Genomic DNA, 26,655 nt, shown 5'->3' on the forward strand with positions numbered 1-26,655 from the left:
TCAGGCGACAGCTCTCGCTTATCACGCTCACATCCAGTAAACACAAACCGTCAAGTAACCAATAGGTTACTTGACGAATAGGTTATCGAAGCCGGATAAGGGGATTACAGGGTCTGGCCTAGCGCCTGACGCAGATACGCGCCCGCGCCCAGCAGCCCCGGCTGCGGATGGGTGATCATAAACACCGGAACGTCGGCGAGGTAATCGCGGAAACGGCCTTTGTCTTCAAAGGCGCTGCGAAAACCGGAGTTGCGGAAGAATTCCAGAAAACGCGGCACGATGCCGCCGGCGATGTAGACGCCGCCGAAGGTGCCGAGCGTCAGCGCCAGATTGCCGCCGAAACGCCCCATCAGTACGCAGAACAGCGACAGCGCGCGCAGGCAATCAACATCGCTGTGCGCCAGCGCCCGTTCGGACACGACCTGCGGCGTCAGCGCTTCCGGCACCCGGTCGTCCGCCTTGACGATCGCCCGATAAATATTCACCAGCCCCGGCCCGGACAGCACGCGCTCGGCGGAAACGTGCCCCAGTTCCTGACGCAGCACCTGCAACAGGATGTCCTCTTCTTCGCTATTGGGCGCGAAATCCACGTGACCGCCCTCGCCCGGCAGGCTCAGCCATTTGCCGTCCACCGGCAGCAGGTGTGCCACGCCGAGCCCGGTGCCGGCGCCGTACACCGCCACCGGCTTACCGACGACCGCATCGGCGCCGCCCAGTTGAATCACATCCTCCGGCGCCAGCACCGGAATCGCCATGCTGACGGCGGTAAAATCGTTGATCACCGCCAGACGCTCAAGCCCGAGGCTCTGCCGCATGGCGTCAATGGAGAACGCCCAGTGATGATTGGTCATCTCCACCCAGTCATCGGTCACCGGGCAGGCAATGGCAATACAGGCTTCTTTGATAGTGAGACTCGCGTGTTCCGTCAGAAACAGACGAATAGCGTCTTCCAGACTGTCGTGCTGCTGAACCGCGTACTGTTTACTGTGTGACAGATGCCCATTCGCCAGTTCGCAAAGGGCAAGACGTGCGTTGGTTCCACCGACATCACCTACCAGCGCATACTGATGCATAAATTACGATCTCCCATTGAAATATCATCATGCGTACTTGAGCACACGGAGAAAACCGCGCGCCGATGATGGCAAGCACGCCCGAATTTCACTCATATTCACTGGCGGTCCATGCCATCAGGGAGACGCGACATATCACATCAGGCCGTCTCCCCCCGTTTCAGCCGCAGCATAAAGTCCCGAAATGCGGGAGCCAATTCCTGAAACAGAGCCTCTTTGCGATGAGCCATCATGACCTCGCTAAACAGCTTCAGCCCGGTGCAGAACGCAGCGACCTCCGAGTCCGGCAAAATCCCCTTTGACCGAACTTTCTCAATGATTTCCAGAATATCGTCATGATTGGTGACGTCAAACGTCAGTGCGCGATTTTGCGGCGTTTCGTCGCGATTATCGGTGAGATTTTCCAGCGTGATACGATAGTGATAAGGCATGATTTTGTCCTTGCGGTTGTGCGATGGTAATCGTGCGATTGCATGGGCGACCGGGCGTCGCCACATGGTTGATATTATCAACCATATAATCCGAATAGTTGATAAGGTCAACAAATTAATGCGTGACACTCTTGATACCCAGACCTTCGAGCTGCTGGGAGAACTGATCCACGGTGTTAAACAGCGTCTGCAGGAGAGCGACGCGCTGACGCAGACGGGCCTCGCCCCGTTTCAGGCGCGCACGCTGGGGCTGATAGCCCGTCACCCCGGTCAAAGCCAGCATTTTCTGGTGCAGTACATGGGGCGGGACAAGGCGCAAATTGCCCGTCTGCTGAAAGATCTGGAAACGCTGGGGCTGATTACCCGTCAGCCCTCGCCGACCGACCGGCGGGCGCAGGTGGTGTCGCTGACGAAAAAAGGCGAGGACACACATCGCCGGTTCGCCGACGCGCGCACCGACCTGTTGCAGCGCGCCTTTGCCGACGTGACGCCGGAAGAGCGCCGCCAGTTCGCGCTGGTATTGCAGAAAATGAAGGCCAACCTGGCTACACCGGAATCCTGACGACGCCGGAATAACGCCGGCATCCGGTCAGATCAGGACATGGCCCCGGTGTTGCAGATGTCTTTGCTGTAGATATCCTGGCGGACAAACGTCCAGGCGTAGTCCTGACGATTGACGGGCTCGTAGCCCACTTTCTGGTACAGCCACGGCGCGGTAGAGGTGAGCAGCAACTGACGGCGCAGGCGCTGCAATAGCGGGTGGTTGACCGTGCACTCCACCAGAAAACGGCCCAGCCCGGCGCCCTGATGCGTGGGCAGCACAAACACATCGCACAAATAACCAAAGGTGGCGAAATCGGTCACCATGCGGGCAAAACCAATCTGGTTCGCCTGATGATACAGCCCAAAACACAGGCTGTTGGCGACAGACAACGCGACCGTATCCCGATCGATGCCCGCCGCCCAACTGGAGGTGGTGAGATAGCCATGAATGATGTCCAGATCGAGCCGCTGCGGATCCGTCGAAACCTGATAGTCCTTTTTCTCCCATTGCGCTGACACGGTGTTACTCCTTTTGATCATGATGAGGGTTCATCATCCCACCAGACCGCTCACCTGAACAACGCCGACGAGAACGATAAAGTCCACTCTGGCATCACACATCAGCAATAGCTGCAACTGTCATACCGGCAGCGAAATCAACGCCGCCTGTGACCTCGCGAATAAAACGCTTACCCGCCTGATGTGTTTACCTTCCCTGATATTGGCGCAATGAAATATTGCAAATAGCCGGTCTGACTCGCTCCTGGCTCTCAACATGGTCAGATCCGTTATTCTGGAAACGTGAAAATTATCGACCAGCGAATGACTGATGGCAAAGCGGGTTAACCGCCTCTGCTGCTCATCGTCAATTTTTTTTCATTGTGTATACGACATGTGCCCGTTGACTAAGGCAGGTAAAACTTAGGCCTGACACAGAGTCTGAATTAACGTCCATACTGCGGTTGCCGCAGTGGAGAGCGAACGATTACGGCGGCGTACCAACTGCAATCGCCGGTTCTCGATTGGCCATAACTGACGTACGGCCAGACCAGAGCATTCAAGGGAAGATAGCGCCAGTTGCGGGATGACCGAAACCCCGATACCCGACTGTAAAATGCGAAATATTGTAGTGACATGCCCAAGTTCCTGAATGACATGCGGCGTGACGCCATGACGAATTAATGCATTGTCGATTAAGGGGCGGCTACCTGAGGCATAGTCAAGTAACACCATTTCTTGATTCTGTAGATCATGCCATGTCACCTGTTTCAGACGTGCAATCTGGTGGTTCTCAGGCAATACCAGACAAAATGGTTCCTCCATAAATGTCTCCGTGTACAGGTCGGACGGTACGGAGGGTTCGATAATCACGCCAAAATCAACTTCGCCGTTCAATACCATCTGCATTGCCTGCTGCTGTACCTGATCATGGATTATCAGATTGATCTGTGGATAATTCTCAACAATCTGCGCGATGCAATCAGGCATGATTCCTGCCGAAATCGTCGGGCTGGTCGCCACATGCACCAGCCCACGGCGCCGTTCTCCTCTGCTCTGGACATTACACAGCGTGGTTTCCAGCTCACCCAGCACACGGCGGAGTTCTTCCGACAACTCTGCCCCCTCTTGCGTCAACAACACCTCGCGGGTCGTGCGCTTAAATAATCTGATCCCGAGTTCATTTTCCAGTTCACCGATACTGTGACTCATGGCTGATTGCGTCAGGGAAATCATGTTGCCTGCGCGACTGAAGCCATGATGCTCCGCAACCGCTAAAAAAATACGTAACTGTCTTAACGATATATTTGAAATATTCATGATTTTAAGTCATCGATAGATTAAAAAAAAACATTTCCACATTTAGAGCCTTGTGGTTATTAATAAATACCAGAAACAGAGCGAAGCGCAATTTTATTATGGCAACAGTGAGTCAGTTATCAAAATTACCAAAGAAACGAGCTGAGTTTATTAAAAGAGGCGACAGTCAGTGAAAATAAAAAATGAATAGTTATTAATTGGTAACAACAATGTTTCATGTTGCCTTGTCGTCGACAACATTGAATCGCACAGGAATCCCATTTCTGATGGATTATGTAATTTTGATGGAACGTGTAATTTTGATGAATTGTATAAGCAGGATTTTAATCATTCTCGATTTTAAAACCGTAACCATCTGCATCCAGAAACATACCGTGATTTTTTAAAAACCAGCAGGAGCCATATGTAAAATTAAAAATACTTAAAAACCGAATCAATTAGCCAGGTGAAAAATAACCCACCCGACATAAATACGACCATCGAGTGAAACCATATCGTTTGAACAAGTAAACCACTGGAGGTAAGTAAGACAATCAACACACCTGCAAATAAAATCAATCATAAACAGATAAATTAAGTAAAACATGTTGTGAATAAGTGGCCATTGTTATGGCCACATTATCCCCTTCATGTTTCACCCCAACTCTTACTTTTAAATTCTCGAAGTCAGGAGATAGTATTATGAGTGAAAGAATAGATGTGCAGAATCGAACGGATAAGGAAATACTCGGTTTTAATCGATGGTGGCTTTTTGCATTGGCTTTTCTGGCGATGTCCGTTATTAGCCCTTATGAGTACGCCTGGTCAGTCATTGCGCCGCATTTTGCAAAGATATATAGCTGGGAACCGACAAAAATATCGCTAATGTTCAGCATGTTCGTTATTTTTCAGGCATTCGGCACCCTGCCCGGCGGGATTTTTCGTGACAAGTTTGGGCCAAAGGCCGTGTCTGTCGTTGCCGGCATCTTTTCAGGCATCGGGCTGCTGGTGTGCGCATTTGGGCAGGTACTGTCGTATAACATCGTGCTCACGGTCTGGTGTATTGGCTGTTTTTTCTGCGGATTTGTCTACAACGCGGCGATAACCACCTGCAACAAATGGTTCCCCGATCACAGGAACATCACCATAGGTCTTATCTCTGCCGCTTTCTCCTGGGGAGCATTGCCTTTTATTTTTCCCATTCGAAATATTCCGGAAGATGCCCCAGATAATATCTTTTTTAATGTCATTTTTATTATGGCAGCGATTATCTCCGGCGTTATTATTATTACAGGTCTGCTCATGAAAGACCCGCCGAAAGGCTGGTGTAATTTCACCCCATCATCGGCAACAAAACATACCGTAGTAAAACGCCCTTGTGAGAAGCAATACAGTATGGGAGAAGCAATGCATACCTGGCAGTTCTGGGTGTTAATTGCCTCTTTCGTTTTGGTATCTGCGTCTGGTTTAACGTTTATTTCAAATAGCATCAAGTTTGCGTCAGCGTTCCACTTTAGTCTGACGGCAGGCACGGTAGTCACCGTCGGAATGGCAATTACGAGCGGTCTTAGCCGGGTTGTCGGCGGCTGGATTGCGGATAAAATCGGCATCGATAAGACCATGACTATCTTTTATATCCTGTGCGGATTGTTTTCTCTTATCGCGCTGTTTCTTGCTGAAGCGGGCAGCGCAACAGGATTTATCAGCAGCTGCATTATCTCGATATTCTTCTGGGGCGCATTATATTCACTGTTTGCGTCAATCGTGGGTTATTACTACGGCGAAGTCGCTTCCGGCTCCAACTACGGCATGCTGTATGCCTCAGCCAAAGGAATAGGCGGGATTTATGGTGGTGTACTCTCCGCCTATTTAATCTCCACCTATGGACACCCCTTCACCATTATTATCTCTTCCGTCATGGCGTTACTTTCCGGGCTCATTCTTATTCCACTTTGGAAACATCCGCCCGTCTGGAAGGAAACGAATGGAATGCTAATAACCACACACTAACAATTTAAATTTATTACAGAAACTAATGACATTGGAAATTAAAGCGAGGTCTTATGTCTTCTATTACCGAAATTGATACTACCACTGAGGCAGTATCAGAAAAAACAACACTGATTGATGGATTTCACCTCTTTCTGGATGCACTCAAGCTCAACGATATCGACACCCTCTTCGGCTTACCCGGCATCCCGATTACCGACCTGCTGCGTATGGCCCAGGCGGAAGGATTGCGGGTGATTTCTTTTCGGCATGAGCAGCACGCCGGTAACGCGGCGGCGGCGGCCGGTTTCCTCACCGCCAAACCCGGTATCTGTATGACGGTTTCCGCCCCGGGCTTTCTGAACGGCCTGACTGCTCTCGCCAACGCGACGACCAACTGTTTCCCGATGATCCTGATCAGTGGTTCCAGCGAACGTGAAATCGTCGATTTGCAGCAAGGCGATTACGAAGAAATGGATCAGCTTGCCATCGCCAAACCGCTGTGTAAGGCCGCCTTTCGCGTGTTGCGAGCCGAAGACATCGGCGTTGGTATCGCCCGCGCCATCCGTGCAGCCGTCTCCGGACGCCCCGGCGGGGTCTATCTGGATCTGCCGGCCAGGCTGTTCTCACAAACCATGCCGCTGGATGCCGGGCGCAAATCGTTAATCAAGGTTGTAGACCCAGCGCCTCGCCAGCTCCCCGCGCCAGATGCAGTAACCCGTGCGCTTGAACTGCTCAAAAACGCCCAAAAACCGCTCATTCTGCTGGGCAAAGGGGCCGCCTACGCCCGTGCCGATGCCGAGATTCGCGCCTTAGTCGAAAAAACCGGCATCCCCTACCTGCCGATGTCGATGGCTAAAGGCTTGCTGCCGGATACGCATGAATTGTCAGCCGCCGCCACACGCTCCTACGTTTTGAAAGAAGCGGATGTGGTGCTGCTGATCGGCGCTCGTCTGAACTGGTTGCTCTCACACGGTAAAGGCAAGACCTGGGGGCAGGAAAACGGGCCGAAGAAATTTATCCAGATCGATATCGCGCCGACTGAAATCGACAGCAACGTCGCTATCGATGCGCCGCTTATCGGTGATGTCAGCTCTTGCGTCACCGCTTTGTTGAACGGCATCGGCAACGACTGGGCCAAACCCTCGAATGACTGGACCGGCGTTATCGCAGAACGCAGAGCCAAAAACATCAACAAGATGGCTGACATGTTGGCCGCCCGCCCATCGCCGATGAACTTTCATAGCGCATTGAGCGTAGTGAAAGCGATCGTAAAGGACAACCCGGAAGCCATCGTCGTCAGCGAAGGCGCCAACACGCTGGATTTTGGCCGCAGCATCGTGGACATGTACCTGCCGCGCAAACGTCTGGATGTCGGCACCTGGGGGGTGATGGGCATCGGCATGGGCTTTGCCGTCGCAGGCGCGGTGGTGACGGGCAAACCCGTCATCGCCATTGAGGGCGATTCCGCCTTCGGTTTCAGCGGCATGGAAGTTGAAACGATCTGCCGTTACCACCTGCCCGTCTGCATTGTCGTGTTCAACAACAACGGCATTTACAAAGGGACCGACACCAATGCCTCCGGCGGCGATGACATGGCGCCCACCGTGTTCGTCAAAGACGCACGCTACGAAATGATGATGCAGGCTTTTGGCGGCGTGGGCGTGCATGTCACCACCACGGATGAACTGCATCGCGCCATGAATGAAGCCGTTGCCTCCGGTAAGCCAACCCTTATCAATGCCGTCATCGACGAGACAGTCGGCACCGAAAGTGGCCGCATCACCAACCTGAACCCCGCCAAAGCGATCAAAAAATAATCGCCACGGTAATTAATGAGTAACAACGGAGATAATTTTATGAATAACAAAAAAGATCTGCCTTTGGCCGGCGTCAAAATCATCGATTTCACACACGTGCAGGCTGGCCCGGCATGTACACAAATGCTGGCGTGGTTCGGCGCAGACGTGATCAAAATCGAACGTCCGGGTTCAGGCGACATCACCCGTAACCAATTACGCGACATCCCGGACGCGGACGCCCTGTATTTCACCATGCTCAACAGCAATAAGCGCTCACTCACACTGGATACCAAAAAGCCCGAGGGCAAGGAAGTACTGACCCGACTGATCAAAGAATGTGACGTGATGGTGGAAAACTTCGGCCCCGGCGCGCTGGATCGCATGGGGTTTACCTGGGAGCACATTCAGGAACTGAACCCTCGCATGATCCTTGCCTCGGTCAAAGGCTTCAGCGAAGGCCACCACTACGAACACCTGCGAGCCTATGAAAACGTGGCGCAATGCGCAGGTGGTGCAGCCTCAACCACCGGCTGGTGGAAGGGAGAGAATGCCGTGCCGACCATTTCGGCCGCCGCGTTAGGTGACAGCAATACCGGTATGCATTTAGCCATCGGTATCCTGACTGCCTATATCGGTCGCCAGAAAACCGGCAAAGGGCAGAAAGTCGCCTGCGCCATGCAGGACGCCGTGCTCAACCTCTGCCGCGTCAAAATGCGCGATCAACTGCGTCTGGACAAAGTCGGCTATCTGGAAGAGTACCCGCAGTATCCGCATGAACCGTTCTCCGACGTGGTGCCGCGCGGCGGGAATGCCGGCGGCGGTGGTCAGCCCGGCTGGATCCTCAAGTGCAAAGGCTGGGAGACTGACCCCAATGCCTACATCTACTTCACGGTACAGGACCTGGTCTGGACGCCGATTTGCGATGCGATAGAGCGTCCAGAGTGGCGGGAAGACCCGGCCTATACCACCCCGAAGGCGCGCCAGCCGCACATCATGGATATCTTCGGCGCCATTGAAAGTTTCATTCTGAGGACCGGTAAAAACAAATTCGACGCGGTGGAATACTTCGGTAAGTTCGGCATCCCCTGTGCGCCGGTGATGTCGATGAAGGAACTGCTGCACGACGAATCGCTGCGTAAAAGCGGCTCCATCGTCGAAGTGCCGCACAAAGTACGCGGAAGCTACTGGACCGTCGGCTGCCCGATCAAGTTCTCGACTCTCAAACCAGAGATTACCGCCTCGCCGCTGCTCGGCGAGCACACCGACGACGTGCTGGCGGAACTGGGCTACTCGACAGAGCAGATCGCGCTCATTCACACAGCTAAAGCGGTGTAAGCACGATGGCGCTCACGCTACAGCAGTTCCTCTCAGCGGTGGGTGATGCCGTGATTATTTGCGATACCGGCGGCATCATCACCGCCTGGAACCCCGCAGCCGAACGTCTGTTCGGCTTCACCCAGGACGAGGCGCTCGGCGCCTCGCTCGACATCATCATTCCCGAGCGGCAACGCCAGCGGCACTGGTCTGGCTACCACCAGACCATGCACAGCGGCACCACCCGGTACGGCACCTCGTTACTTCACGTACCGGCCCTGACGCGTGACGGCGGCACGATTTCCATCGCCTTCACCCTGGCCTTGCTGCCTGGGGAGGCGGGGCAGCCAGCCTCCATCGCCGCCATCATCCGTGACGACACGACACGCTTCAACGAAGAACGCACGTTGCGCAAGCGTCTGGCTGAGGCAGAACAGCAAGCAAAGCGACCGACATAAACCGCCCTAAAAAGTCGACTGACGACACGCCCTGACCGTCGCCACTGACGCTCAGGGCAAACAGACCGAGGAAGGATGAAGAGCGGTGAATCGCGTCGAGGTGAATTAGAGTCGAGGAGAATTATCATGAGCAAGGCATTAGACGGGATCAGAATTATCGATTTTACCCATGTTCAGTCTGGCCCAAGCTGTACCCAGCTACTCGCCTGGATGGGCGCAGACGTTATCAAGATCGAACGCGTCGGCGAGGGTGACGCGACACGCAAGCAATTACGCGACATTCCCGGCGTGGACAGCTTGTATTTTACGATGCTGAACCACAACAAACGCGCCGTCACCCTCAATACCAAGACGCCCGAAGGCCTGCAGGTACTGGATAGCCTGATCAGGCGTTGTGACGTACTGGTTGAGAACTTTGCTCCCGGCGCGCTGGACCGCATGGGGCTGACCTGGGAGCACATCCACGCCACCAATCCACGCCTGATCCTCGCCTCGGTCAAGGGCTTCGGGCCAGGTCGTTACGAGGACTGCAAGTCCTACGAGAACGTGGCGCAATGTGCTGGCGGCGCGGCGTCAACCACCGGCTTCAACGATGGCCCGCCGATTGTTACCGGCGCGCAGATCGGCGATTCAGGCTCAGGCTTGCACCTGGCGCTGGGTATTGTCTCCGCGCTTTTCCAGCGTCATACCACAGGGCGCGGACAAAAAGTCTCGGTGTCGATGCAAGACGCCGTGCTCAATCTATGCCGGGTCAAACTGCGTGACCAGCAACGGCTGGAACGCACCGGCGTATTGGACGAATATCCGCCATTCCCGGATGGCCACATTGGCGACGCGGTGCCGCGCGCAGGCAATGCTTCGGGTGGAGGCCAGCCGGGTTCCATCCTCAAATGCAAAGGGTGGGAAACCGACCACAACGCCTACCTCTATTTCATCGCTCAGGCGGCGGTCTGGCCGGCGATATGCAACCTGATCGGCGAACATAGCTGGGTCGAGGACGAACGTTTCAACACCCCCGCCGCCCGCCTGCCAAGACTCAACGTAATCTTCCAGCGCATCGAACAGTGGACGATGACCAAGAGCAAATTCGAGGTGATGGAAATTCTCAACCATTACGACATCCCCTGCGGCCCGGTGCTTTCAATGAAAGAGATCGCCAGAGACGATGCCCTGCGCGCCAGCGGCACCATCGTCGAGGTTGATCATCCAACGCGCGGCAGGTACACCACCGTTGGCATGCCGATAAAAATGTCCGACAGCCCGGTGGATATCACCCGATCCCCTCTGCACGGCGAGCATACCGACGAGGTTCTGCGTGAACTGGGCTATGACAGCACAGCCGTGGCGTCCCTGCGCGACAAGAACGTCATTTGATGGCTTGATACCTCTTACCGACGCTGACGGGTGAATGCCGGTGACATGACATCCCGTCTATCACCATGTACCGGCACCTCCCCAGCGTCGGGGTGGCATGGCAACGGAATGTTCAGTCGGTACACAGCCCGCATGGCGTCACGGCGTCGACGGCGAACGTGCGCTGAGGCGCGACTCGTTACGCATCGCGCTGTTTCGCAACATCGCCTTTGGCGACCTGAGCACGCTGCCCATAACGATAAGCCCACCCTTGCACCACGAGCAGCATGGTCAGCGGCAAACCGTGGAACAGCACAATCACCGCCGCGGGCGTCCACCACACATAAAACGGCGCCACCACCAGCATGCCGATACCGAACCCGGTCATCTGCATCAACGTCAGCAGGCTGAAAATAGGCAGACGCAAAGATTCCGGTTCGCTCTGCGCGCGGGAAATCAGGCTGACCTCCGCCACGCCATCGCCAATGCCCGCCCACACCACAAATACCAGCAGCCACATCAGCCCGGTCTGCTGGAAGGTCAGAATAAACCCGGTGGACATCAGCGCCACGCCGATGAAAAAAGCCCGCTCCATCGCCCGGCGCAGCCCTTGTCTGAGCAGAAAACCGCTGACCCGCGCGCCGGCGAATTTGCCCACCGCCCACAGCGCCAGCATCAACCCCATAGTCTTACTGGCACTGTCGGGAGAAATCAGTGCGGACAACACCGGGAAGCCCACGTTATGCGCGGCGCTGCCAAGCGTGTCCGCCATACTGACGATTAACATGCCTGCCAGCATCGGCGCGCCGCGCAGCCCTTCTTTCAGTTGACGCCATTCGCTGAGCCGATCGCGCTGACTTGCCCGCGGCTGCGGCTTTTCCACCATGCGCAGCGGCAGAATCAACAGCGCGGCCGCCAGATAGGTCGCCACGTTCAGCACAAACACCACCGGATAGCCGAAACCGGCGACCAGCAGGCCCGACACCAGGCTGCCCAGCACCGCGCCGCTGGCCGCCACCGAAGTCAGCCAGGCGTTGGTGCCGAGCCGCATCGAACTCTCTACCCAGTAGGGCAACTGGCTGTTGAGCCCAATCGCAAACATGGCGTTCCCGACCCCCACGCCCAGCGCGATCACCGGCAATAACGGCAGCTGCCACGCCGGCGGCAACACCAGCAGCAGCGCAAGCAGCGCCGCTCGCAGCAGGTCGAAGCCGACCAGCGACGCGCGCCCCTGAAAGCGGCGGAAAAACGGCGTGCCGATCAGGCTCGCCAGCAGACCGCCCGCCACCCGGCAGGCCAGAAAAATACTGACGTTCACCACGCTGTTGCTCAGCAGATAAACGTAGGTGGACAGCGCCACCATATTCAGAAACGCGCCAAAATCGGAAATAAAACGCGCGGCAATGATCAACCCGGCATTGCGCCGGGATTGTCCCATGTCGATATCATGATGCTCAGCCATGATGGATTACCTTTTGTTTTCCCTGTGGTGTTCCCTGTTAACGTTCCTACGCCGGCCGAAACGTCACCAGCAATAAATCCCGGTAGGCTGATTCCGCGGTCGCGTCCGGTCGAACCGGCCCGGCGCGGTGGTACAGCTTTTTGTCATTCACAATCAGCGTCTCCAGAAACCGGCTCATCGCCGTTGCCAGCAACGGCGGGGATGCTTCCTGCGCCGAGGTGAAAATTTCAGACACCACCGGCTGCGTGCCCATACTCTGAATGAAATGCATGCAAATCCACGCCATGCCGTCCTGATGAATGCCGGAGGTGGTCGGGCTGCTGTGCCCTTTTTCCGCCCTGACCCGGAACTGATGAATATCGACGGCATACTGCCGATCGGCCGCCATCCAGGGGCGCATCATCGCGATATCCGTCGCCACGATGCGCTGTAACAGCGGGTGGTGGATAAACCCCTCTTCGGCATACTGCAGGTGGTTCGGCCCCGGTTTGTAGTCGATGTCGTATTTCACCGTGGAACGGTAATCCGCGTCGGTGTTCAGTTGCAACGGCCGGCCCGGCTGGTGGAAAAACCGCAAAATCCGCCGTTCGCGGCAGGTGTAGTTTTTGAAGTTTTCATCCTCGGCCAGATTATCCCAGTAGGCTTTGAAGGTCTTTTCTTCCTCCGGCTCCACGGCGATCCACTCCCGGCTGGCGGCAAAATGGCAATAATCCTGCCGCGCCAGTTGTTCAACAATCCTGTCTGTACCTGTCTGTATTCATAGCGGTTTTCCTGATTTAACGCATCGCGGCAGGCGCGGGCGATATGCCGTCGGCGACGGCGGGCGGCATCGGGTCGATCATGGGGCGGAGGTGGTGCTGCAATGCGTCGTACAGCGCCTGCGCGTCTTGTGCCGACGCGACGCGGGCCCACCCTTTGAACAGGTAATGCTCTTCGATATCGGCATCCACGTAATGCCCCACCGGATAATGACCAAACGCCAGTACCGCCGGGTGGCGTTCGACCCACGGCAGACCATCGAAACCATTGAAATAGCCGCTGGCGGGAGGATAAATCGCGAACATCGAATAGTGCTGCCGGTTACGGGCCGCGCGCTCGCAGGCCGCACGCACCGACGCCTCAACCCCTGCGTCCGCCAGCAGCAAAGACAGGTACAGATCGTAAGGGTCCAGCCCGGCGATATCCTGAAACGCCGCATTCACGTACAGCCCGCCCAGCCGCGGATTAACCTCGATAACCACCGGCCCCGATGCCGTCATACGGAACTCGACATGCGCCACGGCGTAAGTCAGCCCCACCGCCTGCAGGCAGGCGACGGCGTATTCCCGAATCTGTTGCTGCTGCTCGTCGGAGAAAGCGACCGGCGGCGTAATCAACAGGTTTTCCAGCACGGTGGTGTCTTGCGTGGTCAGCAACAGTTTTTCATTAATCAGTACCGGAAAAACCGCCTGCGCTGTCGCCACGCACTCCGCACTGCCTTCAACACCGTCGATGTAGGACTCCAGCAGCACCGAACGGCCGGGCACATAGTGGTGTGAATGTCCGTCAAGATCGGTGAAATGGTGAGATTCGCCATAGAAACTGGCGACGGACGCCCGATCGTACTGTTCGAGAAAGGTGCGGTAATACGCCCGCAGCTGCGGCCAGTCGAGGCATTTGCGGATAAAAGCGGAAGCCGCCCCGTAGGGCGGTTTGGCGATCAGCGGGTAACCGACCCGTTCGGCCTCGCGCTGTAATTCGGCTTCATCATGGCACAGCGCATACGCCACGGACCGGACGCCGGCCCGCGCCAGCGCCTGACGCATCAGGAACTTGTTATTACACCGGTCCACCGCCTGCGCCGCACTGTAGACCAGGCCGTGACGCTGACACAGTTCCGCCACCAGACATCCCATCTGCCCCAGCGGCGAGGCGTGGCCGGCGTGACACAACACCGCCCGCACCTGATAACGCTCGGCCAGTTGCCGCAGCAGCGCATCCAGCGACGCCACCGAGAGCGTCGGCAGCCAGAACACCTCATCGCTGTCCGCCTCCAGCCGCTGAGGTTGCCGGTGACCGCGCCACGCCGCCGTCAGGCACGCCAGCCCCCGGCGGCGCGCGGCGGCAAAGTGCGGCTCGCGGTAGGTATAGACGGGAACCGCGGTATCGTTGACATCAACAAACAAAATCGCTTCGGGTTTCATGCCGGTTCTCCCTGTGTCGCCGTTAGCTGTCCTGCCAGCGGCACACATCGCCCTGCCAGTTGGTGAAACGGTAAAAACGCGTTCCGTCGATGTCTTCAAACTGCGGCATCTCTTCCACGCCGCTGAGCAACGGTACGGTGAATTTCCCTTTGGCGTGAGGCAGCACGTACTCCGGCAGCGCAATATTGGATACCCGGCGTTTCAGCCGATTCATGATGGCGATGGCGTCGCGAATCGATGCCTTGTATTCCGAAGCGCCCGGCGAAAACGGCATAAAGTGGTATAAATAATAGGGCTTGACCCCCATGCGGTATAATTCGATAAACAGCGTTTTGAGCGTTTCCTCATTGTCATTCACGCCACGCAGCAACGGCATATTGGAAAACACAATCGGCACCACCTGCTGAATACGTTTTACCGCATCGCGGAATGCGCCGCTCAATTCCAGCGGATGACAAACGTGCACCCCGAAGGCATTGACGCGGTGCCGCCGGAGAATATCCAGCAGATTATCGGTAATACGGTAAGGGTTGAAAGTCAGCGAACGGGAATGAATACGAATCAACAGGGAATCACGGATATTACGGATCGCCCCCAGACACTCATCCAGTTTGGCGTCCGTCAGCATCATCGGATCGCCGCCGCTGAGAATAACTTCCTCCACCTCGGGGGTATTGCGAATATAATCCAGCGAGTCCTGAAAGGCTTTTCGCCCGGCATTCTCTTTTTCCGAATCGACCTTTAACGTTCGCAGCGCTTCAAAGCAGAACTGACAGTAGGAATTACAGGTATTGACCATCCGTAAAATAACCCGATTGTCATATTTGTGCTGACAAATCGGCGTTTTCATTTCATGCGACAATTCCCAGTTTTCTGATTCGCCGTCGTAGCCGGTTACGCCATCATCATGCCAAAACGGCACCACCTGGCGCCACAGCGGATTATCGACGATATCCGTGTACGCGGCTTGTCGTATCAGATCGGCATAATACGGCGTGATCTGCATTTTGCGGTCTTTGAGATTATGGACGATGTGCTGCGCCACCTCCTCGCTCCAGCCGCCGCAGGCCGCCCGTAATGACGGTTCGTCCCGAATCGCGTTTTTCTGCTGCCAGCGCCAGTCCGTCCAGCGCGAACGCTCTTCTGCCGGGAATAACGCCAGTTCGGTTACTGATATATCCATATTGCCTCCGTGATCACCGTGTTTTCAGCGATGCAAAGTCACGTCAGGCTGCTGATCGTTATTTCTCTTCATGAGATGAAGTCGGTATTTTTAATGTCACATTAAATCAGAATAAATAATAGAACGACTAACGTGAAAAGATAAAAATACGATTACATGAAAAAATAACGATAGCAGACCGACGATACTTCACATTGAAATATATTTTCCTGGCGTTCACATAGCCAACCGATCAGGCATCGAGAAATAATTCAGTTTGCAATAATTTATTCTTTTTGAAAAAGCGATTCTCTTTGAAAACATTATTTTTTGGGAAAAAATCAATATAACGACTGGCGACAACCACCATCGCCCCTGCCAATAACATTACCGTTATTATTGTTATAACAAAATGCGTTTTTTGCAAACAGATAATTAACATTTTAGTATCGCATTTCCCTATCGAGGCAATTTTCAACGTCGGCGCCGGCCGTGCCGTCAGGTTGAAATAGTCGTACCGCTTTTCTTCCATCCTGCGTATTCTCATAGCAACAACATCATGAAAACAATACAGAACCAGAGGAGAGACGTGTGGCGATAACCCTTCCTGAAGCACTGATTCCAGCCGACCCCCGTTTTGGCTGCGGCCCGTCGTTGATTCAGCTTGACGATCTGACGCAACTGAAAGACAAAGGGCCGCATCTGCTGGGCACCAGCCACCGCAAGGAGCCGGTGCGCGCGCTGTGCCGCGAGATTCAGCAGGGCCTGCGGGATTACCTGTCGGTGCCGGATGACTACAGCATTGTGCTGGGTAACGGCGGCGCCACCGCGCTGTTTGATATGGTCGGCCTCGGGCTGGTCAGAAAGCGCATCGTCCACCACACCTGCGGTGAGTTCTCCGACAAATGGTTCAAAGCCTCGCGCCGGATTCCGTGGATTCAGGCGGACAGCGCCGCGGTGGAATACGGCCAGGCAAACACCGCGTTTGTGACGGAAGGCGCGGACGTGGTGGCCTGTACGCTGAACGAAACCTCCACCGGGGTGATGAACACCCGTTTGCCCGAGGTCGGTGAGGATTGCCTGCTGGCGGTAGACGCCACCAGCGGCGCGGGGCAAATCGCCTGCGACCTGTCCCGCGTGGATGTGTTCTTCTTCTCGCCGCAGAAGGTGTTCGCCAGCGAAGGCGGTTTGTTTGTCGCGATTTTGTCGCCGAGGGCCAAAGCGCGGATCGCCGAGATCGCCGCCGATCCCAGCCGCTATATCCCGGCGTTCGCCGACTGGCGGCTGGCGTTGAGCAACAGCGAACAGCAACAGACGTACAATACTCCGGCGGTGGTGACGCTGTTCCTGTTCGCCGAGCAGGTCAAACGCATGAACGCGCTGGGCTTCGCCGAGGTGGAACGTCAGGCCGCCGCTAAAGCGGCGCTGCTGTATCAGTGGGCCGCCGACCGGGATTATCTGTCCGCCTATGTGGCCGACCCGGCGTTTCGCTCCACCACCGTCGCCGCCATCGACGTAGCGGATACGATTTCCGTGGATAAGCTGACCCGCTATCTGGACGAACAAGGGCTGGCGCACGGCATCGAAGGCTACCGGGCGCTGGGGCGCAATCAGTTACGCATCGCGCTGTTTCACAACATCGCCTTTGACGACCTGAAAACGCTGACCGCGTTGATCGATTTTCTGGTCGCCAGCGGCGAATTCGCCGCCTGAGGTCACACCGTCGCCTTAACCGGCAGCGCGGTTTTGTGAATCAGCCGCCGCAGTGAAAACGAGGACTGCACATCACGCAGTCCTTCGATTTTGATCAGCTTCTTCTGCAAGAATTTCTCGAAATCCGACAGGCTGGCGGCCACCACCCGCAGCATGAAATCGTGACTGCCGGACATCAGGTGGCACTCCATCACTTCGTCGAAGGTGGCGATCTGCTGTTCGAATTTGCGGAAGGTGGCTTCCGACTTCGGCTCCAGCGTCAGCGAAATGTAAGCGTTCACCGGAAACCCGGCCTTTTCCTGATCCAGCAGCGTCACATAGCGGTCGATCATGCCTGCGTCTTCCAGCTGCTTCAGCCGCCGGGTGCAGGGCGTGGCCGACAGGCACACCCGTTCGGCCAGCTCGGTGGTTTTCAGCCGTGCATCCTGCTGTAGCTCATTCAAAATCTGTGCGTCGATGCGGTCGATCTTCATGAGTGAAAATCTCTATTTATGCCATTACGATGAGTGGTTATCCCTAATTTAATGGATAAACGGCTTTTCTTTTAGTTAAAAGTCACTCCGTGATCAATGTTAACTTGAGCGCCATAAATGAATGTTCAGTCATGAAAGTCGCAAATATATGCATTTCTTATGGCTAAATCGGACAAGTTCGCGTTGATGAGGGCAACACCCGTGCTGAAAGAGTCTGTCGTGCTACCCAAGACAGTGGAAACCGGCCAGAAGCCAGGGCTGGCTCACACCCTGAAAGACGACGTGTACGGTCTGATGCTGGGGGTGATGTTTATCGCCTTCGGCCTGAACATGCTGAAACTGTCCGGTATGGTCACCGGCGGGATCGCCGGCATCGCTTTACTGCTCTCCTACTTTGTTCCGCTGTCGATCGGCGTACTGTTTATCCTTGCCAACATCCCGTTCATGGTTTTCTGCTACTTCAGCATGGGGCGCGCCTTTACGCTGAAAACGCTGATCGTCAACATCGCCCTGAGCGCCGCCACCCAGACGGTGCCCTACCTGTTGAGCATCAATTATATCCATCCGCTGTTTTCCGCCCTGGTGGGCGGCACCTTTCTCGGCATGGGCATCCTCTCGCTGGCCCGTCATAATGCCTCGGTCGGCGGCACCGGCGTCGTCACCCTGTGGCTCTACAAACGCTTCAACATCAACGCCGGCAAAAGCCAGATGCTGCTGGATGTGCTGGTGTTTGCCGTATCGATGATCACCATGCCCGTTCACCTGCTGCTGTGGTCGGCGCTCAGCGCGCTGGCGATGAACGCCATGCTGATGAACTGGCATAAGCCGGGGCGTTATCAGGGCGGGTGAAGCCTAGCTATTCCCGTCGTGGTGTTTCAGGACGATCGAACAGGTATATCGCCCGGCGGGGTGAATGGAGATGGTGGTTTCAAAGGTTTCGCCGTTGCGATCCACATAGCGCCGTATGATTTTCAACGCCGGCGAGCCCGCTTCCACCCCTAGCTGTTTGGCGATTTTGGCCGGCACGCCAACCGCGGTAATGGTCTGGTGTACTTCCTTGCTTTTCACGCCATAGTGATTTTCGATCAAATCGCTGATCAACGAAAACGGGTCGCTGCGCACCAGGCGCCGGACCTTGTCGTAGGCAACGCTGGCATAGCTGTCCGTCCAGCAAATCGGCGCATCCGGTTTCTTGCTGTCTTCCCGAATACTCGCGATATGCAGCCAACGCGACCCCGGCGGGCAACCGATGATTTGCGACAATTCATAATCGGCGACGATCTCATCAATCTTTTTCACCACCCGCAAATTATTCCGGGCCAGCGCCAGCAAATCTTCCAGGTTGGCCAGCGGGTGGTTCGTGTTCCCTTCTCTGGCGTCGGTGACGTGGGTCCCGGCGCCTTTGCGTCTTGAGATCAGACCCTGTTCGGTCAGCTCGCGCAGCGCTTCCCGCACGGTATGCCGGCTGGCCTGATACACCTCGCAGAGCGTCTTTTCGGTCGGGAAAAGCGCGCCGGCGGGGTACTTGCCGGAAACAATGTCCTGCGCCAGCTCTCGGGCAATGCGCTTATAGAGGGACTCTTTCATAAGGATACATTCTTCAAAAATTAATGATCACTATCACAAAGCAGTGAGTAAACACTTCCGCTAGCCATTTATGCTCGCTATAAATGTCCGTACATTTAAATAATGTCCGTACATTTAAATCACCATTGTCGGTCGTCGCGGACATACCGTAACAAGACCGTTGCTATCGGTCAGTCTATCACTAAATCAGACCCGGGAGGGTTCACTATGGCATCGAATGTTCTTGATTCTATTCTGTTCAGGGACTCGTTCGGCACGCCGGAAATGCGCGCCATCTTTGACGATCATGAATTGATCCGCAAATACGTTGAGGTAGAGATCGCGCTGGCGAAAGCCGAAGCGCGCTGCGGCGTCATCCCGCAGGAAGCGGCGGAAGAGATCGCCAAAACCTGTAACGCCGACACGCTTGATTTCGACCTCCTGCGGCATGAAACCGAAATCGTCGGTTACCCGATTTTACCGCTGGTCCATCAGATCTCGAAGCAGGCCGGGGCCTCCGGCGGCTACGTGCACTGGGGCGCGACCACCCAGGACATTATGGATACGGCGGTGGTATTGCAAATCCGCGACGCCTTCGACCTGATCGACGCAGATATCAAATCACTGCGCAAAACTCTCGCCGCTCTGGCGCTACGCTACCGCGATACGCCGATGGCGGGCAGAACCCATCTGCAACAGGCGTTGCCCATCACTTTCGGCTACAAGGCCGCTATCTGGCTGGATATGTTTGACCGCCACGCCGAGCGCCTTGAACAGGCTCGCCCGCGCATTCTGGTCGGCGAATTCGCCGGCGCCGCCGGTACGCTGGCTTCGCTGGGAGACAAAGGTCTGGCGGTGCAGAAAGCGATGATGGCAGAGCTGAAACTGGGCGTGCCGACCTCAACCTGGCATGTAGCGCGCGACGGCTTCGCCGAAGCGGTGAACTTGCTGGCGGTCATCACCGGCTCGCTGGGGAAAATCGCCTATGACGTCATGCTCCTGGCCTCCAACGAGTTTGGCGAACTGTACGAGCCCTTCGTCAAAGGCCGCGGCGCCAGCAGCACCATGCCGCAAAAACGCAATCCGATCTCCAGCGAACTGATGCTCGCCTGCGCCAAAGGCGTACGTCAGCACGCCGGCTTAATGCTGGACGCGATGGTGCAGGATCTGGAACGCGCCACCGGCCCGTGGCACGCGGAATGGATTGCGATCCCGGAAAGCTTTGTGCTGGCCGCCGGCGCGCTCAATCAGGCCAAATTCATGCTCAGCGGTCTGATTGTCGACGAACAGGCGATGGCGAAAAACCTCGACATGACCAAGGGGCTGATCGTGGCGGAAGCCGTGATGATGGGTCTGGCGCCTTACATGGGACGACAGGATGCGCACGACGTGGTTTACGACGCCTGCCGCATCGTCAATACGCAGGGAGGACGCCTGGCCGACGTACTGAACGCTATGCCTCAGGTATCCAGTCGCCTTGAACCGGCATTAATCGAGCGGTTAACAGACCCGGTTAACTATCTCGGCATTGCGCCGGAAATGGTCGACCAGGTACTGGAAAAATCGGCCAAACGGCAATAATCCCCCAGAAAATCAATAACCCGTAAGATTGAGGAGATGATCATGTCATCTGATTCATCTAAGGGAAAATCGATAATCGCCTTTATGGTTCCCCTGTTACTGGGAACCATAATCTGGTTTTCCCCTGTACCCGAAGGATTAACGCCTCAGGCATGGCATATGTTTGCCATTTTTCTCGCCACCATTGCGGCAATATTAACCCAGCCGTTGCCCTCCGGCGCCGTTATGTTGATCGCGTTATGCGTTGTTATTTTCACCAACACATTACCGGAAGCCAAAGCGCTGGCCGGCTTCTCCAGCGGAACGGTATGGCTAATATTTTGCGCGTATATTCTTTCGCTGGGATTTGTCACCTCCGGTCTCGGCAAAAGAATCGCCTATAAAATGCTGTCGTTATTTGGCGGCAGCAGTCTGGGCATCGCCTACTCATTAGGGGTTTCCGACCTGATTATGGCGCCCGCCATGCCATCGGTTACCGCCCGCTCAGGGGGGATTATTTTCCCCATCGTGCGCTCCATCAACGAAGTATTAGGTTCCACACCGGGCGAGTCAGGGAAAAAAATCGGCGATTTCCTGATCATGGTTTGCTTTCAGTTCACCCCGATAACCGGCGCCATTTTTCTGACCGGCATGGCGGCGAATCCGCTGGTGGGCAGCCTGGCGAAATCGTCACTGAATGTTGAAATCACCTGGGGAAGCTGGTTCGTTGCCGCGGTGGTGCCGGCTATGGTGTGTTTCTGCCTGATGCCGCTGCTGGTATACAAGCTGTTAAACCCCGAATTAAAGCGCACCCCGGAAGCAAAACAGATGGGAAAACAGGCGCTCGCCGAGCTGGGTACAATGACGTCCGCCGAGAAGAAAGTCGCGCTGGGATTCCTGCTGGCGCTGATTGGCTGGGGCACCAGTTTGGCTACCGGGCTATCGGCCACCGCCGTTGGGCTGGGCCTTGCCGCCTATCTGTTTGCGTCACGCGCGGTTGACTGGAAAGCCCTGCTCAAAGACCACGCCGCCTGGGACACCGTCATCTGGTTCAGCGTGATCATCAGCCTGGCCGGCGGCCTGTCCGATTTGGGTTTCATCAAATGGATGACGGTTAAAATGGGCGGCGCGATTCACGGCTTTGGCGCGATGGGCACGTTTATCCTGCTCGGCCTTATCTATATTTACGTTCATTACCTTTTCGCCACCGCGACCGGCCATGTCGCCGCGCTGTACGCGCCTTTTGCCGCCACCGCGATTGCCGCGGGCGCCCCGCCCGTCATGGTAGCGATATGCTTTGGTATTTTCAGCAACCTGATGTGGGGAAATACCGAATACGGCGGCGGCCCCGGTCCGATTTATTTTGCCCAGGGCTATTTTGAACGACCGCGGTTTTACAAAATCAATTTATGCGTGGTGACGGTCAATGTCCTGCTGACCTTTGCGGTCGGACTGGTGTGGTGGAATCTGCTGGGGTATTACTGACCTATTGAAGTACTACTGACCTAAATGAATCAGGGTGAGGATAACCTCACCCTGATTGTCACTGCGTAGTGCTAACCGCGTCGTTATCACCCTGTAGCGATCGTCGTGTTGTACTATCACGCCGTCACCACCGTAAGCACATCACGGTCTTGCGCGTTAGCGCATGGTGACAAACTCTTCCGCCGCCGTTGGATGAATCGCCACGGTGTTGTCGAAGTCTTTTTTGGTCGCGCCCATCTTCACCGCCACCGCAAAGCCCTGCAGAATTTCATCCATACCGAAGCCGATGCCGTGTATACCGACGATTTTCTCTTCCGGCCCCACGCACACCAGCTTCATGCGGCACGGCTGACGGTGCTGCGTCACCGCGGTGTACATGGCGGTAAAGGCGGATTGGTAGACTTTCACCTGGGAGTCGCCGTACTGCTCGCGCGCCTGCGGTTCGGTCAGCCCGATGGTGCCGATCGGCGGGTGGCTGAACACCACGGTCGGAATGTTACTGTAATCCAGATGCTCGTCCGGCTTGTTGTTGAACAACCGCTCGGACAGACGACGCCCCGCCGCCACGGCGACCGGCGTCAGTTCAACGGCGCCGGTGTTGTCGCCCACCGCGTAAATGCCCGGCACACTGGTGTTCTGGAACTTATCCACCACGATGTAGCCTTTGCTGTTGAGCGCCACGCCCGCTGCGTCCAGATTAATATTATCGTTCGCCGGTTCGCGGCCGATCGCCCAAATCAGGCAATCTACGGTTTGCTCATGCCCGCTTTCCAGTTGCAGCGTCAGGCTGCCGTCGGCGTTTTTCACCACCGCTTTGGGAATGGACTCGGTATGCAGCGCCGGGCCTTCGGTATTCATCACTTCCACCAGCGTGTCCACAATCAGCGGATCGAACTGGCGCAGCGGCGCATGCTTGCGCACAAACAGGTGAACATCGGAGCCGAGCGCGTTCAGCACGCCGGCGATTTCCACCGCGATATAACCGGCGCCGACCACCGCTACCCGCTTCGGCAACGCCGTCAGCGCAAAGAAACCATCGGAATCAATGCCGTATTCCGCACCGGGAATCGCCGGGCGCGTCGGACGACCGCCGGTAGCGATCAGGATATGGTCGGCGGTGATGCGCTCGCCGTTCACTTCCACCGTTTTCGCATCCACGAAACGGGCAAAGCCCTGAATCACCTCGACCTGATTTTTCCCCAGCACGTTATTGTAGGACTGATGGATACGGTCAATGTAGGCGCTGCGGTTTTTGAGCAACGTGTCCCAGTTAAACTGATTGACGGTGACATCAAAGCCATAGTCCGGCCCGTACTGGTGAATGGCCTCGGCAATCTGAGCGGCATGCCACATCACCTTCTTCGGCACGCATCCGACATTGACGCAGGTACCGCCCAGGTATTTGGCTTCAATCAGCGCGCATTTCTTTCCATACATGGCCGCACGGTTGATGGAGGCAATGCCGCCGCTGCCGCCACCAATGGCGAGATAGTCATAATGTCTGGTCATCAGGGCTCCACGCTTGCTTTCGATAAACGTTCAATAAAGATAAATATACCCGTCATACTTCAAGTTGCAGGTGTGTTGGCTTTCCTCGCTCACCCCAGTCACTTACTTGTGTAAGCTCCTGGGGATTCGCTGCGTCGCCGCCTTCCTGCAACTCGAACTATTTTGGGTATAGACCGTATCCCGCCGCCGCATCGATGCTGGCGCTGATGGCGGAATACAACTCACAGTGTAACGCCGGCGAAAAAAATGTAACGCCAGCGAAAAGTGTAACGCTGGAGAAAAGTGTAACGCCAGCGATCGGTATCCGGCAAAGACAGAAAGCGGGATTGTATGAAGAAATGCGCAGCGGTTCGCAACGGTTTTGAAAATCGGTGCGATAGGTAAAATGACGCGATGCTAAAAAAACAGGTTAACTTTCGGAGCCTTGCATGGAACTGATTTTTCTCGGCACCAACGCGGGCGTGCCGACCAAAGAGCGTAATGTCACCAGCATCGCGCTCGATCTGCACGGAATTCGCCCGGCGTTTTGGCTGTTTGACTGCGGCGAAGGCACCCAGCACCAGATTCTGCGCACCCCGGTCAAACCCGGTAAACTGGAGAAGATTTTCATCACCCATCTGCACGGCGATCATCTGTTCGGGCTGCCCGGCCTGCTCTGCTCGCGTTCCATGGCGGGCATCGAGACGCCGCTGACGCTTTATGGCCCGGCCGGGCTGAAAACCTTCGTCGAAACCGCGCTGACGCTGAGCGGTTCCTGGCTCACTTATCCGCTGGAGGTGGTGGAGGTCGTTCCCGGTACGGTGTTCGAGGACCATCAGTTGCGGGTGACGGCGCATGAACTGTCGCACACCCTGTATTGCGTGGGATACCGCATCGAGGAACGCCCCAAACCGGGCCCGCTGGACGTGGATAAACTGGCGGCGGAGGGCGTCAAACCCGGCGCCTATTTCCAGCAACTGAAACGCGGGGAAACGGTGACGCTGGACGACGGGCGGGTGCTGAACGGCTGGGATTACGTCGGCCCCGGTCTGCCGGGCAAGTCGCTGGCTATTTTCGGCGATACCCGCCCGACGCCGGAAGCGCTCAAACTGGCCGCCGGTGTCGATGTGATGGTGCACGAAGCCACTCTGGAAGGGGCGATGGCGGAGCGCGCCAACGAACGCGGGCACTCCACCACCCTGCAAACCGCCGCCGCCGCGCGAGACGCCGGCGCGAGACGGTTAATTATCACTCACTTCAGCGCCCGCTACGGCCAGGAGGATCTGGAACGGCTGCGTCAGGAATGTCAGACGCTGTTCCCAGCTACCGAGGTCGCAACCGATCTCGTCGCCTTTCGGGTATAGCGCCGGGCGGCGTTTAGAGCTTAATAGGATAGGCCGTTACTCCGGCACCACCCACTCGACGCGCGTGTGGCCGGTACCGCCGGGCACCAGCGCCTGATGCAGCCACGGCAGCACGCTTTTCATCTGGGATTCCAGTTTCCACGGCGGATTGATGACAATCATGCCGGAGGCGGTCATACCGTGACGATCGCTGTCCGGCAGCACCGCCAGCTCGATTTGCAGAATACGGCGGATACCGGTGTCTTCCAGGTCTTTGAGCAGGCGTTTGATATGCTGGCGCAGCACCACCGGATACCACAGCGCGAACACGCCGGTGGCAAAGCGGCGATAGCCTTCCTGAATGCCTTTCACCACCGCCTGATAATCGGTTTTCAGTTCATAAGGCGGGTCGATCAGAATCAGCCCGCGACGCGACAGCGGCGGCAACTGGGCTTTCAGCTGCTGGTAGCCGTCCTCACGCATCACCCGCGCCCGATCGTCACGCAGAAATTCCTGACGCAACAGCGGAAAGTCGGTAGGGTGCAGCTCGGTCAGATGAATTTTGTCCTGCTCGCGCAGCAGCTGACGGGCAATCAGCGGCGAACCGGGGTAATAGCGCAGCTTGTCGCCGGAATTATAGGAACGCACCACTTGCATGTACGGCTCCAGTTCCGCCGGAATATCGTCCCGCTGCCAGATGCGGCCAATGCCGTCGAGGTATTCGCCGGTGCGCTCGGCGTGTTCGCTCTGCAACTGATAACGGCCCGCGCCGGAGTGCGTATCCAGATACAGGAACGGTTTGTCCTTCTCTTTTAGCGCGGTAATGATCAGGCTCTGGACGGTGTGTTTCAGCACGTCGGCATGATTGCCGGCATGAAAACTGTGGCGATAACTCAGCATAAAGTGTGGATTTCCGGTCAATGAGGGCGCGTTTGCCGCTAATCGCCACAGTATAAACGGTTAGCGCCGCAAAATAACCCGACAATCACTGCGATCCGTCATCCGGTACTGCAATAACGGAGCTTTTTCGATATATAATCATTTATATATCGACTACCCGGAAACGACCTTCATGAAAAACCACTTTGGCGACGGTATTCTGGCAGGGTTGCAAGCCTCCACGCCGCAATCGATGAGCGACATCCGTCATTACTGCGACGACTACCGCCGCGGCTACGTCTGCGGCTACGCACACCAACGTGCCTCACAACGGGGCAGACAACAGGCCGCGTTCGAAGCCGGGCAACTGTGCCGCCGTTACGGGCTGATGCGCGATATCGTGGCGGAGTTCTTTACCGATGTCAGCAACCCATCGCTGGTGGCGTGGTTTTACGCCGGTTATAACCAGTCATCCTGACTTCTTCGTCCGTACTGCGATGAATGACGCTTTTTCCGGCCGGCGTTGCGCACTGGTGGTATTCGTGATTGTGCCCTCGGCCATTGATTTTCCCCTCATTACC

25 protein-coding genes are annotated in these 26,655 nt (G+C 56.1%); 12 read left to right on the plus strand and 13 right to left on the minus strand.

Translation table 11 applies throughout. The annotated features are described in order from the left end of the window. Positions 1-104: 104 nt before the first annotated feature. Together glk and DXX3274_RS21805 are read right to left on the minus strand one after the other, a co-directional pair. The gene (gene glk / locus DXX3274_RS21800; RefSeq protein WP_042861680.1) at positions 105-1,073 is read right to left on the minus strand and encodes a glucokinase; all 969 of its coding nucleotides are present in this window, start codon (positions 1,071-1,073) and stop codon (positions 105-107) included. Positions 1,074-1,213: 140 nt separating this feature from the next. Further along, positions 1,214-1,504 carry a DUF3861 domain-containing protein gene (locus DXX3274_RS21805; RefSeq protein ID WP_042861682.1) on the minus strand — a complete coding sequence of 97 codons (291 nt, stop codon included), beginning with the start codon at positions 1,502-1,504 and terminating at the stop codon, positions 1,214-1,216. A 118-nt stretch (positions 1,505-1,622) separates the two neighbouring features. On the opposite strand from DXX3274_RS21805, the gene DXX3274_RS21810 reads away from it, so the two are divergent. Continuing rightward, positions 1,623-2,066: a MarR family winged helix-turn-helix transcriptional regulator gene (locus tag DXX3274_RS21810; RefSeq protein ID WP_042861684.1), complete on the plus strand. Its 444-nt coding sequence runs from the start codon at positions 1,623-1,625 to the stop codon at positions 2,064-2,066. A 32-nt stretch (positions 2,067-2,098) separates the two neighbouring features. Here DXX3274_RS21810 and DXX3274_RS21815 read toward each other — a convergent pair whose 3' ends face one another. Beyond that, positions 2,099-2,566 carry a GNAT family N-acetyltransferase gene (locus DXX3274_RS21815; protein WP_084478843.1) on the minus strand — a complete coding sequence of 156 codons (468 nt, stop codon included), beginning with the start codon at positions 2,564-2,566 and terminating at the stop codon, positions 2,099-2,101. A gap of 402 nt (positions 2,567-2,968) precedes the next feature. Next, positions 2,969-3,865, minus strand: coding sequence for a LysR family transcriptional regulator (locus DXX3274_RS21820; protein ID WP_042861688.1), 897 nt, complete (start codon positions 3,863-3,865; stop codon positions 2,969-2,971). 681 nt (positions 3,866-4,546) lie between these two features. On the opposite strand from DXX3274_RS21820, the gene DXX3274_RS21825 reads away from it, so the two are divergent. The 5 genes from DXX3274_RS21825 to frc (DXX3274_RS21845) all read left to right on the plus strand — a co-directional run bounded on the left by DXX3274_RS21825 (position 4,547) and on the right by frc (DXX3274_RS21845) (position 10,781). After that, complete coding sequence (locus DXX3274_RS21825; RefSeq protein ID WP_042861689.1) at positions 4,547-5,854, plus strand: MFS transporter; 1,308 nt, start codon at positions 4,547-4,549, stop codon at positions 5,852-5,854. 53 nt (positions 5,855-5,907) lie between these two features. Next, positions 5,908-7,653 carry an oxalyl-CoA decarboxylase gene (gene oxc / locus DXX3274_RS21830; protein WP_042861691.1) on the plus strand — a complete coding sequence of 582 codons (1,746 nt, stop codon included), beginning with the start codon at positions 5,908-5,910 and terminating at the stop codon, positions 7,651-7,653. A 39-nt stretch (positions 7,654-7,692) separates the two neighbouring features. Beyond that, complete coding sequence (gene frc / locus DXX3274_RS21835; protein ID WP_042861693.1) at positions 7,693-8,970, plus strand: formyl-CoA transferase; 1,278 nt, start codon at positions 7,693-7,695, stop codon at positions 8,968-8,970. 5 nt (positions 8,971-8,975) lie between these two features. Continuing rightward, complete coding sequence (locus tag DXX3274_RS21840) at positions 8,976-9,407, plus strand: PAS sensor domain-containing protein (RefSeq protein WP_042861695.1); 432 nt, start codon at positions 8,976-8,978, stop codon at positions 9,405-9,407. A gap of 126 nt (positions 9,408-9,533) precedes the next feature. After that, a complete protein-coding gene (gene frc, locus DXX3274_RS21845; RefSeq protein WP_042861698.1) occupies positions 9,534-10,781 on the plus strand; it encodes a formyl-CoA transferase in 1,248 nt (415 codons plus the stop codon). A gap of 178 nt (positions 10,782-10,959) precedes the next feature. Here frc (DXX3274_RS21845) and DXX3274_RS21850 read toward each other — a convergent pair whose 3' ends face one another. The 5 genes from DXX3274_RS21850 to DXX3274_RS21870 all read right to left on the minus strand — a co-directional run bounded on the left by DXX3274_RS21850 (position 10,960) and on the right by DXX3274_RS21870 (position 16,099). Continuing rightward, positions 10,960-12,222 (minus strand): MFS transporter, encoded by a 1,263-nt coding sequence (locus DXX3274_RS21850; protein WP_071604009.1) that lies wholly within the window; start codon positions 12,220-12,222, stop codon positions 10,960-10,962. A gap of 46 nt (positions 12,223-12,268) precedes the next feature. Next, on the minus strand, positions 12,269-12,895 hold the full coding sequence (locus tag DXX3274_RS21855) for a 2OG-Fe dioxygenase family protein (protein ID WP_238556072.1): 627 nt from the start codon (positions 12,893-12,895) through the stop codon (positions 12,269-12,271). A 103-nt stretch (positions 12,896-12,998) separates the two neighbouring features. Next, complete coding sequence (locus tag DXX3274_RS21860; RefSeq protein ID WP_042861702.1) at positions 12,999-14,405, minus strand: acetyl-CoA carboxylase biotin carboxylase subunit family protein; 1,407 nt, start codon at positions 14,403-14,405, stop codon at positions 12,999-13,001. Positions 14,406-14,427: 22 nt separating this feature from the next. Beyond that, the gene (locus DXX3274_RS21865; RefSeq protein ID WP_050569921.1) at positions 14,428-15,588 is read right to left on the minus strand and encodes a KamA family radical SAM protein; all 1,161 of its coding nucleotides are present in this window, start codon (positions 15,586-15,588) and stop codon (positions 14,428-14,430) included. 232 nt (positions 15,589-15,820) lie between these two features. Then, the gene (locus DXX3274_RS21870) at positions 15,821-16,099 is read right to left on the minus strand and encodes a hypothetical protein (protein WP_152495292.1); all 279 of its coding nucleotides are present in this window, start codon (positions 16,097-16,099) and stop codon (positions 15,821-15,823) included. 59 nt (positions 16,100-16,158) lie between these two features. On the opposite strand from DXX3274_RS21870, the gene DXX3274_RS21875 reads away from it, so the two are divergent. Next, positions 16,159-17,280, plus strand: coding sequence for an aminotransferase class V-fold PLP-dependent enzyme (locus DXX3274_RS21875; protein ID WP_042861707.1), 1,122 nt, complete (start codon positions 16,159-16,161; stop codon positions 17,278-17,280). 2 nt (positions 17,281-17,282) lie between these two features. Here the strand turns inward: DXX3274_RS21875 and DXX3274_RS21880 are convergent, their stop codons facing one another. Continuing rightward, positions 17,283-17,753 carry an Lrp/AsnC family transcriptional regulator gene (locus DXX3274_RS21880; protein ID WP_012767803.1) on the minus strand — a complete coding sequence of 157 codons (471 nt, stop codon included), beginning with the start codon at positions 17,751-17,753 and terminating at the stop codon, positions 17,283-17,285. A 219-nt stretch (positions 17,754-17,972) separates the two neighbouring features. On the opposite strand from DXX3274_RS21880, the gene DXX3274_RS21885 reads away from it, so the two are divergent. Further along, a complete protein-coding gene (locus tag DXX3274_RS21885) occupies positions 17,973-18,602 on the plus strand; it encodes a YitT family protein (RefSeq protein ID WP_238556073.1) in 630 nt (209 codons plus the stop codon). A gap of 3 nt (positions 18,603-18,605) precedes the next feature. On the opposite strand, the gene DXX3274_RS21890 is transcribed toward DXX3274_RS21885, so the two are convergent. Then, complete coding sequence (locus tag DXX3274_RS21890) at positions 18,606-19,340, minus strand: GntR family transcriptional regulator (protein WP_042861712.1); 735 nt, start codon at positions 19,338-19,340, stop codon at positions 18,606-18,608. A gap of 207 nt (positions 19,341-19,547) precedes the next feature. Here DXX3274_RS21890 and DXX3274_RS21895 point away from each other — a divergent pair, with 207 nt between their 5' ends. Both DXX3274_RS21895 and DXX3274_RS21900 read left to right on the plus strand, forming a co-directional pair. Further along, the gene (locus tag DXX3274_RS21895) at positions 19,548-20,900 is read left to right on the plus strand and encodes an adenylosuccinate lyase family protein (RefSeq protein ID WP_042861714.1); all 1,353 of its coding nucleotides are present in this window, start codon (positions 19,548-19,550) and stop codon (positions 20,898-20,900) included. Between the two features lie 42 nt (positions 20,901-20,942). Continuing rightward, a complete protein-coding gene (locus DXX3274_RS21900) occupies positions 20,943-22,364 on the plus strand; it encodes a DASS family sodium-coupled anion symporter (protein ID WP_042861716.1) in 1,422 nt (473 codons plus the stop codon). Between the two features lie 156 nt (positions 22,365-22,520). On the opposite strand, the gene gorA is transcribed toward DXX3274_RS21900, so the two are convergent. After that, complete coding sequence (gene gorA, locus DXX3274_RS21905) at positions 22,521-23,873, minus strand: glutathione-disulfide reductase (RefSeq protein WP_042861718.1); 1,353 nt, start codon at positions 23,871-23,873, stop codon at positions 22,521-22,523. 428 nt (positions 23,874-24,301) lie between these two features. Here gorA and rnz point away from each other — a divergent pair, with 428 nt between their 5' ends. Further along, complete coding sequence (rnz, locus tag DXX3274_RS21910; protein WP_042861719.1) at positions 24,302-25,216, plus strand: ribonuclease Z; 915 nt, start codon at positions 24,302-24,304, stop codon at positions 25,214-25,216. A gap of 36 nt (positions 25,217-25,252) precedes the next feature. Here the strand turns inward: rnz and DXX3274_RS21915 are convergent, their stop codons facing one another. Continuing rightward, positions 25,253-26,095, minus strand: coding sequence for a 23S rRNA (adenine(2030)-N(6))-methyltransferase RlmJ (locus DXX3274_RS21915; RefSeq protein WP_042861720.1), 843 nt, complete (start codon positions 26,093-26,095; stop codon positions 25,253-25,255). 172 nt (positions 26,096-26,267) lie between these two features. On the opposite strand from DXX3274_RS21915, the gene DXX3274_RS21920 reads away from it, so the two are divergent. Beyond that, complete coding sequence (locus DXX3274_RS21920) at positions 26,268-26,552, plus strand: DUF2623 family protein (RefSeq protein WP_038920695.1); 285 nt, start codon at positions 26,268-26,270, stop codon at positions 26,550-26,552. The last annotated feature ends 103 nt before the right edge of the window (positions 26,553-26,655 follow it).

It is taken from the genome of Dickeya sp. NCPPB 3274, assembly GCF_000406205.1.
Taxonomy (GTDB): Bacteria; Pseudomonadota; Gammaproteobacteria; order Enterobacterales; family Enterobacteriaceae; genus Dickeya; species Dickeya fangzhongdai.